The 15,643-nt window shown below is 46.2% G+C and carries 9 protein-coding genes, 20 tRNA genes, 1 pseudogene, 1 riboswitch and 1 other annotated feature; of the genes and pseudogenes, 25 read left to right on the top strand and 5 right to left on the bottom strand.

Translation table 11 applies throughout. The features are described 5' to 3' along the window. Positions 1–52 precede the first annotated feature (52 nt). The 23 genes from ACOMA8_RS14280 to ACOMA8_RS14390 all read left to right on the top strand — a co-directional run bounded on the left by ACOMA8_RS14280 (position 53) and on the right by ACOMA8_RS14390 (position 6,001). A tRNA-Gly gene (locus ACOMA8_RS14280) sits at positions 53–124 on the top strand. Positions 125–141: 17 nt separating this feature from the next. Then, a tRNA-Leu gene (locus ACOMA8_RS14285) sits at positions 142–227 on the top strand. A gap of 13 nt (positions 228–240) precedes the next feature. Next, positions 241–314 (top strand) — tRNA-Arg (locus ACOMA8_RS14290). Between the two features lie 8 nt (positions 315–322). Then, positions 323–396, top strand: a tRNA-Pro gene (locus ACOMA8_RS14295). 13 nt (positions 397–409) lie between these two features. Beyond that, positions 410–482: transfer RNA gene (locus ACOMA8_RS14300), tRNA-Ala, on the top strand. 24 nt (positions 483–506) lie between these two features. Continuing rightward, positions 507–580: transfer RNA gene (locus ACOMA8_RS14305), tRNA-Met, on the top strand. 13 nt (positions 581–593) lie between these two features. Beyond that, positions 594–667 (top strand) — tRNA-Ile (locus ACOMA8_RS14310). 22 nt (positions 668–689) lie between these two features. Next, positions 690–779, top strand: a tRNA-Ser gene (locus tag ACOMA8_RS14315). A 38-nt stretch (positions 780–817) separates the two neighbouring features. Next, positions 818–891: transfer RNA gene (locus tag ACOMA8_RS14320), tRNA-Met, on the top strand. 15 nt (positions 892–906) lie between these two features. Continuing rightward, positions 907–982, top strand: a tRNA-Asp gene (locus ACOMA8_RS14325). Between the two features lies 1 nt (position 983). Next, positions 984–1,054, top strand: a tRNA-Gly gene (locus ACOMA8_RS14330). Positions 1,055–1,068: 14 nt separating this feature from the next. Further along, a tRNA-Ile gene (locus ACOMA8_RS14335) sits at positions 1,069–1,142 on the top strand. Between the two features lie 28 nt (positions 1,143–1,170). After that, positions 1,171–1,258 (top strand) — tRNA-Ser (locus ACOMA8_RS14340). A 7-nt stretch (positions 1,259–1,265) separates the two neighbouring features. Beyond that, positions 1,266–1,337, top strand: a tRNA-Glu gene (locus ACOMA8_RS14345). Positions 1,338–1,351: 14 nt separating this feature from the next. Continuing rightward, positions 1,352–1,441: transfer RNA gene (locus ACOMA8_RS14350), tRNA-Ser, on the top strand. Between the two features lie 29 nt (positions 1,442–1,470). Further along, positions 1,471–1,544: transfer RNA gene (locus ACOMA8_RS14355), tRNA-Met, on the top strand. Positions 1,545–1,556: 12 nt separating this feature from the next. Then, a tRNA-Asp gene (locus ACOMA8_RS14360) sits at positions 1,557–1,629 on the top strand. 12 nt (positions 1,630–1,641) lie between these two features. Further along, a tRNA-Phe gene (locus ACOMA8_RS14365) sits at positions 1,642–1,714 on the top strand. A gap of 9 nt (positions 1,715–1,723) precedes the next feature. Continuing rightward, positions 1,724–1,797 (top strand) — tRNA-Ile (locus tag ACOMA8_RS14370). A gap of 17 nt (positions 1,798–1,814) precedes the next feature. Beyond that, positions 1,815–1,886 (top strand) — tRNA-Glu (locus ACOMA8_RS14375). 116 nt (positions 1,887–2,002) lie between these two features. Then, positions 2,003–2,128, top strand: a riboswitch (SMK box riboswitch). Next, a complete protein-coding gene (gene metK / locus ACOMA8_RS14380) occupies positions 2,126–3,316 on the top strand; it encodes a methionine adenosyltransferase (protein ID WP_421371639.1) in 1,191 nt (396 codons plus the stop codon). (Overlaps the previous riboswitch by 3 nt.) Before the next feature lie 220 nt (positions 3,317–3,536). After that, entirely contained in the window at positions 3,537–5,102 is a 1,566-nt protein-coding gene (locus tag ACOMA8_RS14385; protein ID WP_421371641.1) for an MDR family MFS transporter, read from the top strand. Positions 5,103–5,224: 122 nt separating this feature from the next. Then, entirely contained in the window at positions 5,225–6,001 is a 777-nt protein-coding gene (locus ACOMA8_RS14390) for an alpha/beta hydrolase (RefSeq protein WP_161898402.1), read from the top strand. Positions 6,002–6,352: 351 nt separating this feature from the next. Here ACOMA8_RS14390 and mnmM read toward each other — a convergent pair whose 3' ends face one another. The 3 genes and pseudogenes from mnmM to ACOMA8_RS14405 all read right to left on the bottom strand — a co-directional run bounded on the left by mnmM (position 6,353) and on the right by ACOMA8_RS14405 (position 8,632). Then, positions 6,353–6,922 carry a tRNA 5-(aminomethyl)-2-thiouridylate-methyltransferase MnmM gene (mnmM, locus tag ACOMA8_RS14395; RefSeq protein WP_161898390.1) on the bottom strand — a complete coding sequence of 190 codons (570 nt, stop codon included), beginning with the start codon at positions 6,920–6,922 and terminating at the stop codon, positions 6,353–6,355. 95 nt (positions 6,923–7,017) lie between these two features. Next, positions 7,018–7,950 (bottom strand): annotated as a pseudogene (mnmL, locus tag ACOMA8_RS14400) (tRNA modification radical SAM protein MnmL/YtqA); the annotation flags it as partial. Positions 7,951–7,981: 31 nt separating this feature from the next. After that, positions 7,982–8,632, bottom strand: a complete 651-nt coding sequence (locus tag ACOMA8_RS14405) for a phosphatase PAP2 family protein (protein WP_421371643.1) — start codon at positions 8,630–8,632, stop codon at positions 7,982–7,984. A gap of 555 nt (positions 8,633–9,187) precedes the next feature. Here ACOMA8_RS14405 and ACOMA8_RS14410 point away from each other — a divergent pair. After that, positions 9,188–10,789, top strand: a complete 1,602-nt coding sequence (locus ACOMA8_RS14410; protein ID WP_421371645.1) for a LysM peptidoglycan-binding domain-containing protein — start codon at positions 9,188–9,190, stop codon at positions 10,787–10,789. A 188-nt stretch (positions 10,790–10,977) separates the two neighbouring features. Here ACOMA8_RS14410 and ACOMA8_RS14415 read toward each other — a convergent pair whose 3' ends face one another. Both ACOMA8_RS14415 and ACOMA8_RS14420 read right to left on the bottom strand, forming a co-directional pair. After that, the gene (locus ACOMA8_RS14415; RefSeq protein ID WP_421371647.1) at positions 10,978–11,841 is read right to left on the bottom strand and encodes an NmrA family NAD(P)-binding protein; all 864 of its coding nucleotides are present in this window, start codon (positions 11,839–11,841) and stop codon (positions 10,978–10,980) included. Between the two features lie 38 nt (positions 11,842–11,879). Then, positions 11,880–12,305, bottom strand: coding sequence for a MarR family winged helix-turn-helix transcriptional regulator (locus tag ACOMA8_RS14420; protein ID WP_421371649.1), 426 nt, complete (start codon positions 12,303–12,305; stop codon positions 11,880–11,882). A 196-nt stretch (positions 12,306–12,501) separates the two neighbouring features. Continuing rightward, positions 12,502–12,752 (top strand) — a binding site (T-box leader). Positions 12,753–13,015: 263 nt separating this feature from the next. On the opposite strand from ACOMA8_RS14420, the gene leuS reads away from it, so the two are divergent. Next, positions 13,016–15,430 carry a leucine--tRNA ligase gene (leuS, locus tag ACOMA8_RS14425; protein WP_421371651.1) on the top strand — a complete coding sequence of 805 codons (2,415 nt, stop codon included), beginning with the start codon at positions 13,016–13,018 and terminating at the stop codon, positions 15,428–15,430. Positions 15,431–15,643 lie beyond the last annotated feature (213 nt).

A 15,643-nucleotide genomic window follows, 5' to 3' on the forward strand; every position in this document is an offset into this window, starting at 1 on the left:
TTTGTAATCAGAGGGTCGAGGGTTCAAATCCTTTAGCCGGCATTGCGTTGATGCGGAAATAGCTCAGTGGTAGAGCACCACCTTGCCAAGGTGGGGGTCGCGGGTTCGAACCCCGTTTTCCGCTTTTAATGTCCCACTCACGCCGGGGTGGCGGAACTGGCAGACGCACAGGACTTAAAATCCTGCGGTGAGTGATCACCGTACCGGTTCGATTCCGGTTCTCGGCATTAATTTTATTATGCGCCCATAGCTCAACTGGATAGAGTGTTTGACTACGGATCAAAAGGTTAGGGGTTCGACTCCTCTTGGGCGCGTATTATATCGGGAAGTAGCTCAGCTTGGTAGAGCACTTGGTTTGGGACCAAGGGGTCGCAGGTTCGAATCCTGTCTTCCCGATCAAATTTCAAAAGGGGCCTTAGCTCAGCTGGGAGAGCGCCTGCTTTGCACGCAGGAGGTCAGCGGTTCGATCCCGCTAGGCTCCATATCATTTAAATAAATGATTTTTTCGCGGTGTAGCTCAGCTGGCTAGAGCGTCCGGTTCATACCCGGGAGGTCGGGGGTTCGATCCCCTTCGCCGCGATTTTTTCGAGCCTGGACCTTTAGCTCAGTTGGTTAGAGCAGACGGCTCATAACCGTCCGGTCGTAGGTTCGAGTCCTACAAGGTCCATCAGGATCATAGGTAGGCATTCGGAGGATTACCCAAGTCCGGCTGAAGGGAACGGTCTTGAAAACCGTCAGGCGGGTAAAACCGTGCAAGGGTTCGAATCCCTTATCCTCCTTAGTTGAATAGAATATTATTGTTCAACCCTTTTATTATCGCGGGATGGAGCAGTCTGGTAGCTCGTCGGGCTCATAACCCGAAGGTCGTAGGTTCAAATCCTGCTCCCGCAATTAAAAACTAAATATGGTCCCGTAGTGTAGTGGTTATCACGCCTGCCTGTCACGCAGGAGATCGCGGGTTCGAGTCCCGTCGGGACCGCCACGCGGGTGTAGTTTAGTGGTAAAACCACAGCCTTCCAAGCTGTTGTCGCGAGTTCGATTCTCGTCACCCGCTTTTAGTTTTTATATGGGCCTATAGCTCAGCTGGTTAGAGCGCACGCCTGATAAGCGTGAGGTCGATGGTTCGAGTCCATTTAGGCCCATTAAAATCAAAATAGCATTTTTGGTTTTGGGGAAGTACTCAAGTGGCTGAAGAGGCGCCCCTGCTAAGGGTGTAGATCGGGAAACCGGTGCGAGGGTTCAAATCCCTCCTTCTCCGTTTTGCTGGTCCGTTGGTCAAGTGGTTAAGACACCGCCCTTTCACGGCGGTAACACGGGTTCGAATCCCGTACGGATCATTTTTTATTTTACCGGAGGATTACCCAAGTCCGGCTGAAGGGAACGGTCTTGAAAACCGTCAGGCGGGTAAAACCGTGCAAGGGTTCGAATCCCTTATCCTCCTTAGTTGAATATTTTCAACCTTTTTATTATCGCGGGATGGAGCAGTCTGGTAGCTCGTCGGGCTCATAACCCGAAGGTCGTAGGTTCAAATCCTGCTCCCGCAATTGAACTACACTGGTCCCGTAGTGTAGTGGTTATCACGCCTGCCTGTCACGCAGGAGATCGCGGGTTCGAGTCCCGTCGGGACCGTTGCAGTTTTATGGCTCGGTAGCTCAGTTGGTAGAGCAATGGATTGAAGCTCCATGTGTCGGCAGTTCGATTCTGTCCCGCGCCATTTTTTTACGGGCCTATAGCTCAGCTGGTTAGAGCGCACGCCTGATAAGCGTGAGGTCGATGGTTCGAGTCCATTTAGGCCCATTAAAAGAATAATATACGGTCCGTTGGTCAAGTGGTTAAGACACCGCCCTTTCACGGCGGTAACACGGGTTCGAATCCCGTACGGATCATGAGGTACTCATTTGAGTATCTTATTTTTTTGCATTTCTGTCTTAAATTTTTTGAAATTTTCATGAGACATTCAGGGAGAAAGCAAGCAAGTTACCTGAAAATCTGTTATACTGTCAATCGTTGCAAGTTCCCGATAGGATTCGTTATTCGAAGATGCCTTGTAACCGAAAAAAACAACATGCTGCTTGCTTCATTTCGACAAGACTGTGAACAAGTATGCTATGTAGGGGGAATCATCATGACAGAAAGACATTTATTTACTTCGGAATCTGTCTCCGAAGGCCATCCGGATAAGGTGGCAGACCAAATCAGCGATGCAATTTTGGATGCGTTGCTGGAAAAAGATCCTTATGCTCGTGTGGCGTGTGAGACCTCCGTTACCACTGGTTTAGTCCTGGTATTCGGAGAAATTTCTACAACGGCTTACGTGGATATCCAAAAGATCGTGCGTAAAACCATCAATGAGATTGGCTATACTCGGGCCAAATTTGGCTTTGATGGCGACACGGTAGCTGTGTTAGTGGCGATTGATGAGCAATCACCTGATATTGCGCAAGGGGTGGACGTGGCTTTAGAAGCGCGGGAAGAAAAGAAAGATCCATTGGATGAGATTGGAGCTGGTGACCAGGGGCTGATGTTCGGCTTTGCCTGCGATGAAACTCCTGAGCTGATGCCGTTACCGATTTCACTGAGTCATAAATTAGTTCGTCGTCTGGCAGAACTGCGTAAGACGAAAGAACTCGCTTATTTGCGACCAGATGCTAAGTCACAGGTCACAGTGGAATATGATGAAAATGGTCAGCCGCAGCGAGTGGACACGGTAGTTATCAGTACGCAACATGACGATGCTACGGACAATGAGACGATTCGCCATGATGTTATTGAAAAAGTCATCAAAGCTGTGATTCCAGCGGCACTTCTGGATGAAGAAACTAAGTACTATATCAATCCTACTGGCCGCTTTGTGATTGGTGGACCACAAGGAGATGCCGGTTTGACAGGCCGTAAAATCATTGTAGATACTTACGGTGGTTATGCTCGTCATGGCGGGGGCGCATTTTCTGGTAAGGATGCAACGAAGGTTGACCGTTCTGCGAGTTATGCTGCTCGTTATATCGCTAAAAACATCGTTGCAGCCGGTTTGGCGAAAAAGGCAGAAGTTCAACTGGCCTATGCGATTGGTGTGGCGCAGCCAGTGTCTATTTCCATCGATACGTTTGGAACAGGGACGGTAGCCAATGATAAATTGGTGGCAGCTGTTCGTGAAAACTTCGATCTGCGCCCAGCGGGAATCATCGAAATGCTGAACCTACGTCGCCCAATTTACAAGCAAACTGCGGCGTATGGACATTTTGGTCGTACAGATATCGACTTACCTTGGGAAGCAACGGACAAAGTTGACGACCTGTTGGCAAGTGTGAAGGAGTAACCGAGGCGACCTCTGTGAGCCAGTCAGGCACTTAACCTGATTGGCAGCAGAGGTCTCTTTTTATGCTGTTTTGCAGCTTTTCAGCTGGCGACTAAAATGAAACCTAATGATGAGTAAGACAAGAGCAAGCGGTAAAATCAAAATGAGTGATGCCTGCTGTTTTAGACAGGATTTTACGAAATAAATGACTCGCTAATGAAGAACAAAAAAGGAGCTTAAAATGACGACGAAACAAACAAATGTAAAACTGGTAACGGCAGCCGTTTTTGTTGCCACCTTTATGACGGCTGTGGAAGGAACGATTGTGACAACTGCGATGCCAACCATTGTAGGTTCACTTCACGGCATTGAAATTATGAACTGGGTATTTTCTATCTACTTGTTGACGAATGCGATGTTGACTCCAATTTATGGCAAATTGGCGGACCGAATCGGCCGAAAACCGATTTTTATTTTCGGGACCCTCTTGTTTATTATCGGATCTGCCTTGTGCGGCTTTTCAGATACGATGCTGACTTTAATCATTGCTCGGGGAATTCAAGGGATGGGGGCCGGCGCAATGATGCCGGTGGCGCTGACGATTATCGGCGATCTCTACTCTATGGAAAAGCGTGCGCGAGTGCTGGGGTTAAACAGCACTGCTTGGGGGATTGCCAGCGTGATTGGTCCTTTGGCCGGCGGAATTATCGTGGATACGGTGGGATGGCATTGGATCTTCTTTATCAATGTACCTATCGGAATTGTATTGATTTGGATGATCTGGCAATTTTTAGTAGAACCTCAGCGGCAAATCCAGCAAAATACTGGGAAATTCTCTGAATCTGAAATAACCGGTGATCCTGCTACCGGCGGGAGTTCAACAGCGGCTTCCGTTGCGAACAAGCCGATGGATATTGCCGGCAGCTTCTTTTTGATGTTGACGCTTTTGGCACTGCTTTTGGCGTTCCAATTTCTAGGGGACAATGGTTTTGATCTAACTGTGGGACTGTTACTTGCCGGTTTTGCAATTGGGCTCTTTTTGTTTATCTTTACTGAAAAGCGCGCAGCAGATCCGGTAATCAGCTTGGAGCTGTTTACCAGTCGTTTGTTTGTAGTAGTGAACCTAGTGGCAGCTTTGGGGAGCGGCTTTTTGATGGCAGTGGATGTCTATATTCCCATGTGGATGCAAGGTGTCTTGGGGCTGCCAGCAGGAATCGGCGGGTTGGTGTTGGCTCCATTATCGGTTTTGTGGATGGTCGGTTCCTTTTTAGCGGGACGCTGGTTGGTTCAGCATACGGTGAAAAAGGTATTGCTGATAGGCTTGAGTATCACATTAGTCGGCGGGGCCAGTCTCTTTTTGATTCCGATGGCTGCAAGCTGGCTGTGGTTTTTTGTGATTTCGACAATTTTGGGAATCGGCTTGGGGGCAGTCACAGTGACTTGTACTGTCAGCGCCCAAAGCAGCGTATCCCACGATCAATTGGGGGTTGCGACGTCGTTTAATACATTGGCCCGCACTATTGGCCAGACGATTATGGTTTCTGTTTTTGGGATCCTGATGAACGGAATCACCAAAGCTCAGTTAGCACAAGCCAGTTTGACCAATGACCCGGATATCATGAACAAATTGGTAAATCCGCAAACGGCAAAATTACTGCCGACGGAACAACTTGAACCGCTACGAAAGATCTTGTTTGCCGGATTACATGGTGTTTTCGGTGGAGCATTATGTCTGATTGTGTTGGCACTGATATTGACTGTCGTGATTCGTGACAAATCTGCTACAATAGAAGGTAGAGAAATCTGAGTTGCTGTTGCTTTAAGGAAAATAAAAGCGGCAATTGACGGGAAAACTCAGACCATAAAGGAAATGCTGATCGGCGGCTGCTACCGGATAAAAGGCGCAAGGTCGGAGAAACGGGGATGAAAATGGCATTTTTACAAGTGAATTGTTATTCCAATGTGTTGGAGATGCAGGTCATGTTGAATGTGATCTTACCGCAACAAACGAAAAAGCGGATTGGTACCGATTCTGTCGGAGCTACCACGGACGTACCGGTTCTCTACCTGCTTCACGGAATGGGAGGTAATCACAGTATCTGGGAACGGCGGACTTCTGTGGAACGCTACGTGGATGAGTTGGGACTGGCAGTAGTGATGCCTTCTACTGATCACGGCTGGTATACGGATACCACCTATGACATGAAGTATTGGACGTATGTTTCTGAAGAACTGCCACAATTGCTGCAAGAATTTTTCCCGCAGCTGAGTATTAAGCGGGAAAAGACCTTTGCTGCCGGATTGTCGATGGGCGGCTATGGTGCAATGAAATTGGGCCTGCGCTGTCCGGAACGCTTTGCTGCTGTTGCCAGCTTATCAGGAGCGCTGGCTTTTACCAATGATCCAGCACCACTGTTGGCTTTACGAGAACGGGCCTATTGGGAAGGTATTTTCGGTCCGCTGGAGGAGCTGGGAAATTCGCCGGAAAATCCTCTGTATTTGCTGTCACAATTGGATCCAGCCAAAGCACCGAAACTGTTTGTAGCTTGCGGGACAGAAGATGATCTTTATCCGGTCAGCGGCTACTTTGCCAAAAAAGCAACGGAAAAAGGCTTTGATGTAACTTACGATGAAGGTCCCGGCATCCATGATTGGAAATTCTGGGATGAATGGTTGCCACGGGTTTTGGCGTGGCTGCCGCTGTAGCATAGCATTTCAATGCTGTGACAGCAATCGTTTTCTAAATGGTGAATGGCAAATATTTCACGAACTAAGCAAGAAAACATATGTCAGCAAATTGTGGCGACAATCCTTGTGTCAAAGTCTGCAGAAGGAACAGTACCATACGTAGGAAGAGAAAAAGTGAATGACACTAACTCAGCTTGATGAAATCATAGAAAGTCTACGTTTGAAATTTTTAACAATGAAAAGAGAAGTCACTTCCATTAAAAACAGTGGAAGTGACTTCTCTTTTGCGTATGACTCACGTTTGGTACTGTCTGCTTCGGAGGAAGGGGACTGGATGCTTGCTACAACCCTTTTCCTACGATTAAAAGCTCAAACTGGCTTGCTTTCGATGCAAAATAGGATAGGTGGTTGATTTTTTTGGTTGATAAACTGGTAATTCAAAACGTTGTACTGTTCCTGTGGCAAGGCTTCGCAGTAAGCTCGCACACTGGCCAATTCTTCGGGGCCACCTGCATGGCCGTAATAACAGACGAGAACAATCCGGCCACGAGGAGCTAAACGCAGCAACAGCGCATCCAATGCCTGTCGGGTCGTAGCCGGTAGTGTAATCACCGACTTGTCACTTTGAGGAAGATACCCCAGGTTGAAGATGGCGGCTTTTATCGGCTGTGTTTCGGGGATATATTGTGACAATGTTTCGTGTCCCCCATGGATCAAGGCAGCTCGATTTGTCAGGCCAGCTGCGGCTAGGCGGGTTACCGTATTTTCTAGGGCTTGGGCCTGTAAATCAAATGCATACACATGACCAGTTCTCCCCACCAATTCTGCTAAAAAACAGGTGTCGTGTCCGTTGCCCATAGTAGCGTCGACAGCGATGTCCCCGGGCTGTAAGACTTCTTTCAACAAGGTGTGACTGTAATGGAGTGCTGTAGCCAACATCAGTGGTGCACCTCGATTTTGCTTCGGGTGCTGTTTTCTATAGCAGATCCTAAGAGCATATGTGGACGACCGGAAACCATCTGGATCCCATTACTCTTACGCACATCGTATTTGCCTTGCCAACTGTCCCGTTGTTTTAGTTCTTCATCAATTGCATTCAAAACTTCCCATTTTTTAAGGCTCCATTTTGGACCAATCAGAGAATCCCAGGGGGCATCGCCGGTTAGCCGGTGGATGACCACCTCTGAAGGAATCAATTCCAGCTGATCACAGATGACGGAAACGTATTCTGAACGACTCATCAGCTGCAAGCGACCCTCTTGGTAATCCCGCAGCATTCGCGTGTTGCGCATCAAGTGCAGAAGATGCAGCTTGATTCCCTGAATATCTGAATCGAGAATCGTGCGGCGTACATTTTCCAGCATCATTTCTGGTGTTTCTCCCGGCAGTCCGTTGATTAGGTGGGTACAGACTTGAATATTGTGTTTGCGCAGACGAGTGACTGCATCTAGATAGGTGGGATAATCATGGGCTCGATTGATAAGCTCACTAGTGGTTTCATACGTCGTCTGCAGACCCAATTCTACCCAAAGATAAAGGCGCTGATTTAATTCAGCTAAATAGTCCACGACTTCTGGAGGCAGACAGTCCGGACGCGTCCCAACGGAAAGACCGACGACACCTGGCAAATTGACGACCTGCTCGAAGCGTTCGCGAATGACCTCCACTGGTGCATGGGTATTGGTAAAATTTTGGAAGTAGACGATATATTGATCAACTGCCGGCCATTTTTGATGCATCATGTCGATTTCTTTTTGAAACTGGGAGGAAAGGGGATCTGTCGGCGCAACAATCATGTCGCCGGAGCCGGACACACTGCAAAACGTACAGCCACCACGGGCCACCGTACCGTCACGGTTAGGACAATCAAAGCCACCGTCCACCGGTACTTTGAAGATTTTTCCTCCAAAAGTTTCCCGGTAGGCTTGGTTCAAAGAATAGTAGCGTTTGTTTTCTGCAAAAATCATAGTCTGCCTTCTTTCAAATAATGTGTTGCCTTCAGCGCTGTTTCCCTTGAAAGCGCCAAATGAAGCGGCGTTCATCAAAAATCGGATAGCTCAAAAGCAACCAGCCGGCTCCCAAACAGAAACCACCTAGGATATCTGATGGGAAATGGACGCCTAGATAGATTCGACTGATCCCAACGCATAAAATCAACATACCACAGGTAACTTGCAACAGCAGGCGTAATGGTTTGTTTTTGATCAGTCCTGACAGCATCAAAAGGAGTGTCCCCCAGAGGATCATACTGCCGGTGGAGTGACCACTGGGAAAACTGTAACTGGTTTCGGTGACCAGATGCTCCAATGTCGGTCGCTGCCGCATGAAGGCCAGCTTAATCAACGAGTTGCCAATTCCCGCAATCCCGATGACGTTGATTGCCAACCAGAGAGTTTCAGTGTAGCACCGACGCCAAAGCAAGAGTGCGACAGCAACTACAGCAATTCCGGCGATTACTGGAGGATTGCCTAATTTGGTGACAGTTAGGTAAATAGTGTTCCAGTCAGGATAAGGCCCTCGGATCAATTGAGTGAAGAAGCTATCAAAGCCGCTAAGCCATTGGGGATAAAATTTGACCACGTAGCCTAAAAAGACGAAGACCAACAGAAAACAGCTGCCGGCGAATTGATAGTAGAGTTTATGTTTCATTTACAGGTCCTTTCTTTTACGGACAGTCCCCAAAGGCTGCTGAGAGCTGTCGCGAGTCAGTCAAGAGGTATTATAACACGCCTGATCTGCTTGTGACAGATTGTGGAACAATCGCAAACAAACCCTAAAAAAGCTGGAATTCAACTTGTTGTAATATGATTGTAAAAAAACATTTTTTCCCAAAAGTGTTATTCAATTAATCTGCTGTTTGTGAAGAGAAAGGTAACGGTCCCTTTTTTTATTTTCCCTGATTGATAGAACTGTGTTGTCATTTTATAACTATTGATAACTTATGTTACAGTCAGCTAACAAATGACTTCCATAACTGGTATTATGTTTTCGTTTGCGGTGGGAACAAGGTATACTTAAATCATAAAGATTTTTTAAACATGAAATCAGGCCCACAGCAGCCCAGCCTGCTGCTGGTAATCCTTTGTTTGGCAACCGGTTACTTTTACACAAGCAAAGAAGTCGATGGAAAAGGGTGTTTTTTTTACCCGCAGGATCAAAAATTTTCCCAAGACTTCGTGAAACATTTTCGTGAGGAGGAAAATAATGGAAAACGTTGGACAGTTGGTTTCCCGCAAAGAGCGGCGGAAATTGGAAGAAAAACGGCGGTGGTCCCGTCAAATGAAAAAAGGTACGGCAATTGTAGGCACGACTTTGACTGCCTGCTCACTGGTGGCTCCCTTAGCCCAACCGGTGGAGGCGGAGGCTGCTGTAGCTGGACAGTCGAGTAGAGCAACAAACACTAGTGCATTTATTGCTGAAATTGCAGCCCATGCGCAACCAGTGGCACAAAAAAATGATTTGTATGCTTCTGTTATGATTGCACAAGCCATTGTCGAGAGTGGCTGGGGACAGAGTACCTTGGCCCGAGCACCTTACTATAATCTTTTTGGGATTAAAGGCAGCTATCAGGGACAAAGTGTTTATATGGATACGCAAGAATATTTGAATGGCAAATGGGTCACGATGAAAGAACCATTTCGGGATTACCCTTCTTTCCAACAGTCTTTTGAAGACAATGCGAGTGTGTTACGCAATGTTAAGATTGGCGGCCAGTACTATTATCGTGGAGCTTGGAAGAGCAACTGTTCTTCCTACCGAGATGCTACCGCTTGGCTGACTGGACGTTACGCTACCGCACCTCATTATGCGACAGCACTGAACAATGTCATTGAAAGTTATAATCTGACACGCTTCGACACACCGTCTAGCGGAAGTGCCGGCGGTGGCGCCAGCACCGGCAGCAGTAACAATAATACCGGCAACAATAATAGCAGCGGCGGCTCTTCAAGCTCTTCGACGACTACCAACAGCTACTACACGGTGAAAGCCGGTGATTCGGTGTGGTTGATCGCCAATAATCACGGAATTACGATGGCGCAGTTGGTAGAATGGAATGGCATCAAAAATAATCTGATCCATCCGGGCCAAAAACTGATTGTGAAAAAGGGCAGTGGCTCATCTTCCAGCAGCGGTAGTAGCTCTGCAGGAAATAGCACGAGCAAACCTAGTACCTCTAACCCGTCTACCAGCAAACCTTCTACGGGATCGGGTTCAACGACAACTACCGCTAATACGTATTACACAGTGAAAGCCGGTGATTCTGTCTGGTTGATCGCCAATAAATACGGCATCAGTATGTCACAACTGGTTTCTTGGAATGGCATCAAAAATAATTTAATCCATCCAGGCCAAAAGTTGATTGTCAAAAAAGGCAGCGGCTCGTCTTCCAGCAGCTCAACAGGTAGTACGACTAAACCAAGCACGAGTACGAACAATAATACGGGGTCCAGCTCAAGTACAAATACAACTGGAAATACCTATTACACTGTTCGTGCCGGTGATTCTGTCTGGTTTATTGCCAATAAATATGGCATCGGTATGGATCAATTGGTCCAATGGAATGGCATCAAAGACAACTTTATCTATCCTGGTCAAAAGGTCATTGTGAAAAAAGGTAGTGGCTCTGCAGCAACGACTGGAAATACTGGCAGCAATGCAAGTACGACGAAAAGCTATAAAGTCGTCAGTGGCGATTCGTTGTGGGCGATTTCAGAAAAATATGGCATGACTATCAACCAATTGAAGGAACTGAACAATTTGAAGTCTGATATGATTTATGTTGGGCAAACACTGAAAGTTAAATAGTCAAAAAAACCGACATCTCACCAGGTGTCGGTTTTTTTGGTAGGCAGACACCAGCTAATTAATGAGAGCGGTTATCCTAGCTGCTTTTGTAATTACAATCTTGTAAACAGATTAATAGCAGTGAAGCAGTAAAGTCTGTGGTCCCTTTTTTACGTAGCTAAAGAAATCGGTGATTGAGTTTGCGAAGTTTACTTTTGCCAAAAGGAGAGATTACTTTTGACAAAGTCACGGAATGTTCGTGGCTCTTTCCCCATAACATCGTAAAATCCATGAGTGACCTGCTTGGCTCCGCCTAATCGTGTCATCAAGTACAACATACCCATTACTGTGACATATTCTTGATCTAGTCCACGGACTTCTCGCCAATATTTTTTTGCAAAAGATGGCGTAGGATCCGCATAAGTAATGTTACGTCCCAATTCTTCGGACATAATTTGAGCGACTTCTGGGTAGCTGATTGCTTCTGGACCGGTAACAGAATAAGCTGAGTTTTGATGAAGTGTGGGTTCTTCCAAAACGGTTGCAATCAGCTCACCGATATCTTGTGCATCAATAAAACTGGTGACAGCTTTTTTGACGGGTACTAGAATGCGATCAAAATGTTTTATTTCAAAGGCGTGAACGCCACTGATGTTTTGCATGAAGAAGCTGGGGCGAATATGACAATAAGGAAGTTCTGCAGCCTCAATAAATTTTTCAATCTTATGATGGGGTGGAATTGGATTTTTTTCGACACCTAAGAGAGATAAGAAGGTGACTAAACGAATCTGTCCACTTTGTTTCAGAAATTCGATAAAAGGTTTCAGATCTTCGGGCTTTCCTAGATGGGGTGGGCGCATGATAAAAACACGATCGACCTCTTTTAAAGCTGTTGGAAAGGTAGCAGGATCGGTGAAATCAAAGAAGACGCAATCCGCATCTTCAAGATAACGCTGTTTTAAGGCTTCTTGATTGATATCACCGCAAACAACCGCTTGGCCTTTTTTAATCAAGTGTTGAGCGACATAGCCGCCGACGTTGCCTAAAGCACCGGTTACTAAAATTTTTGACATAATGTTTCCTCCAAATGTTTTTTTGCTAAGGGATTAATTCATTTGTTTTGTAATAAAGCGGCGTTGGCTTCTTCCAAGAGTGCCAATAATTCCTTGAATTTTTCAGTACCCAAACTATTCAGTAGTAGTTGCATATCTTTGAAATACTCATCATAAACGGTTTCTGTAAGCTGTGTGGCTGCTGCTGTGGGCTGTAAGATATAACTGCGTTTGTCTTCTGTAGAAGGTTTTTTTTCCAGATAACCAGCAGCTACCAATCGTTTCACCATAGTAGCAATCATCGGTTTCGAAACTTTAAAGTAGTCTGCCGCTTTTAGTGGCGTTACCGGTTCTGTTTCTTTAACGGTATAAATCAATAGCCCAATCTCACTGGAGCGCAGGGGCAGTTCTTTTTTTGCATGAATAGTCAGCCGGCAAAACAAAGAGATGATATCTGCGCCTTGAACAAGTTGTGATCCCTGCATGTACTCAAATCCTTTCTAAATAAAGTTAATCTTGTTAACGATATTTTAGTTAATGAGGTTAACTTTGTCAAGAGGAAATGAAACAACTCATCTTGCTAAGCAACAGAATTGGGTCAAAGGCATCGAATTGTTTAGTTTCGGGGAAATCTCCTTTGATTTTTCTGGAATTCTCTGTTAGACTATCAGTCAAACAGCATATTGCACATTGACGAGGAGTTAGTAGTAAGTCCCCTGATTCAGAGAGCGCATGGTGGGTGAAAATGCGTACAGGAGCTTGTGAACTGGCCTTGAGTGTTGCTCTTTTGAAAACGCCTATATATTAAGGTGTAAATAGAAAGACACGGTGACGATCGTTAACACGTTTGAGATTTGCCAGAGTTCAAGCTGTTTGTGAGCCTGATTTTGGTGAATAAAAATAGGTGGTACCGCGTTGACAACGTCCTATGAGAGCTGCAAGCTTTCATAGGGCGTTTTTTGCTTTGGAAAGTGAAAATTAAGCAGACGTCAGTTTTTACTTCTTGGCAGCTTCCTTGCAGGGACAAGTTTTGATGAAACTTTTCTTAAACGGTTGAAATAATTTGGCAAGCAGTGAGTCGCTGAGTTGTTTTACAGTTTAGCTTGGTTTTAGCTTTAGCGGGTATCCTTAGTTTAATTTTTATTAGCTATCCAGTCGGATTATTCCGGCTTAATTTAAAGGAGGAGACTGTATCGTGTATTACGATCATAAAGAAGTCGAGAAAAAATGGCAGAAATTTTGGGCCGCAAACAACACCTTCGTGACCCACGAAGAAAATGACAAACCGAAATTCTATGCGCTGGACATGTTCCCTTATCCATCAGGGCAAGGACTGCATGTCGGCCATCCAGAAGGGTATACGGCGACAGATATTTTGTCTCGTATGAAACGGGCACAAGGGTACAATGTTTTGCATCCGATGGGCTGGGATGCGTTTGGATTGCCGGCGGAACAATACGCACTGGATACCGGTAACGATCCGGCAGAATTTACCGAAAAAAATATCCAAACCTTCAAGCGTCAGATCAATTCCCTGGGCTTTAGTTATGACTGGAATCGTGAGCTCAATACCACGGATCCGGAGTATTACAAATGGACACAGTGGATCTTTACGAAGCTGTACGAAAAAGGACTCGCTTATGAAGCAGAAGTACCCGTAAACTGGGTGCCGGAGTTGGGGACTGTGATCGCCAATGAGGAAGTCATTGACGGCAAGTCTGAACGCGGCGGCTATGATGTTATTCGTAAACCCATGCGTCAGTGGATGCTGAAAATCACCGCCTATGCCGACCGCTTGTTGGATGATCTTGAGTTGGTGGATTGGCCGGACAGCATCAAAGAAATGCAGAAAAACTGGATTGGTCGTTCGGTAGGGGCAAATGTAACCTTCCAAATTGCCGGTACGGATGAAAACTTCACGGTCTTCACTACTCGTCCAGATACGCTGTTTGGAGCAACTTATGCTGTTTTGGCACCAGAATTGGAACTGGTACAAAAGATTACGACACCGGAACAAAAAGCTGCTGTGGCGGCTTATATTGATGAAGCAGAGAAAAAATCTGATCTGAATCGGACGGATCTGTCCAAAGAAAAAACCGGCGTCTTTACCGGTGCGTATGCAATCAACCCGGTAAATGGCAAAGAAATCCCAATCTGGATTGCGGATTATGTTTTGGCCAGCTATGGAACTGGAGCGATCATGGCAGTGCCAGCCCATGACGAGCGGGACTTCGCCTTTGCTCAAAAATTTGGTTTGGAAATCATGCCTGTACTGGAAGGGGGCGATGTTGCTGTCGCACCGTACACAGAAGATGGCCCACATATCAATTCGGGTTTCCTGGATGGTCTGAACAAAGAAGAGGCGATTGCCAAAATGAATGCCTGGCTGGAAAAAGAAGGTGTCGGTAAAGAAGAAGTCAGCTACCGTCTGCGGGACTGGTTGTTTTCTCGCCAACGTTACTGGGGCGAACCAATCCCAATCATTCACTGGGAAGACGGCACAGTGACCACTGTTCCAGAATCTGAACTGCCGCTGCGTCTGCCGATTACCAAAGACATCAAACCAAGCGGAACCGGGGAATCACCACTGGCTAACATTGAAGAGTGGGTCAATGTCGTAGATCCAGTGACTGGCAAAAAAGGTCGTCGGGAAACCAACACAATGCCGCAATGGGCCGGCAGTTCTTGGTACTACCTGCGTTTTATTGATCCTCATAACAAGAACGAATTGGCCAACTATGAAAAATTGGAACGCTGGCTGCCGGTAGATATTTATATCGGCGGTGCCGAACATGCGGTATTGCACTTGCTGTACGTTCGTTTCTGGCATAAATTTTTGTACGATTTGGGTGTTGTCCCTACGAAAGAACCTTTCCAAAAGCTGTATAACCAGGGGATGATTTTGGGCGGAAACAATGAAAAAATGTCTAAGTCTCGAGGCAATGTCGTCAATCCTGATGATGTAGTAAATCAATACGGTGCCGACACGCTGCGGCTGTATGAAATGTTTATGGGCCCATTGGATGCCTCCATTGCTTGGAGCGAAAATGGTTTGGAAGGCTCTCGGAAATTCCTGGATCGAATCTGGCGCCTAATCGTCGATGAAGATGGCAAGATGCGGGATCGAATCACCAATTTCAACGACGGCAAATTGACTAAGATCTACAATCAAACCGTCAAAAAAGTCACGGAAGATTATGAACAGCTCCATTTCAACACTGCAATCAGTCAATTGATGGTATTTATCAATGAAGCTTACAAAGTTGACGCCTTGCCGTATATTTTTGTGGAAGGCTTTGTGCAGCTTCTGGCACCAATCGCTCCTCACTTTGCAGAAGAGCTCTGGGAAATCTTGGGCAACGAAGGCGGGATCAGCTATGTTCAATGGCCAGCTTATGACGAAGACGCACTGGTAGAAGATGAGATTGAAGTTGTCTTCCAAGTTAACGGTAAAGTCAAAGCCAAAGCGAATATTCCGGCAACAGCTACCAAAGAAGAAATGGAAGAGTTCGCAAAAGGACACGAGTCCGTTGCCGGTCTGTTGGAAGGCAAAACGATTCGTAAAGTGATCGTCGTACCTGGAAAACTAGTAAACATCGTAGCAAACTGATTAAAAAGGCACTGGACTTGTATCAGCGAAAACGGATAGATCTCACTGAAAGTCCCGGATATTTAAAAAAAAGAGACGCAAGCAGCTTGTAGCGCGCCCCCTAAGTTAGACCAACAATCTAATTTAGGGGGGCTTTTTCTATGGCAAAGTATGACGATGCTTTCAAGAGAAAAGTAGTTGAATCATTTCAACACGGTGAGTATGGGTACGTTG

The sequence above is a fragment of the Enterococcus infantis genome, from assembly GCF_049166715.1.
GTDB lineage: Bacteria > Bacillota > Bacilli > Lactobacillales > Enterococcaceae > Enterococcus_C > Enterococcus_C leclercqii.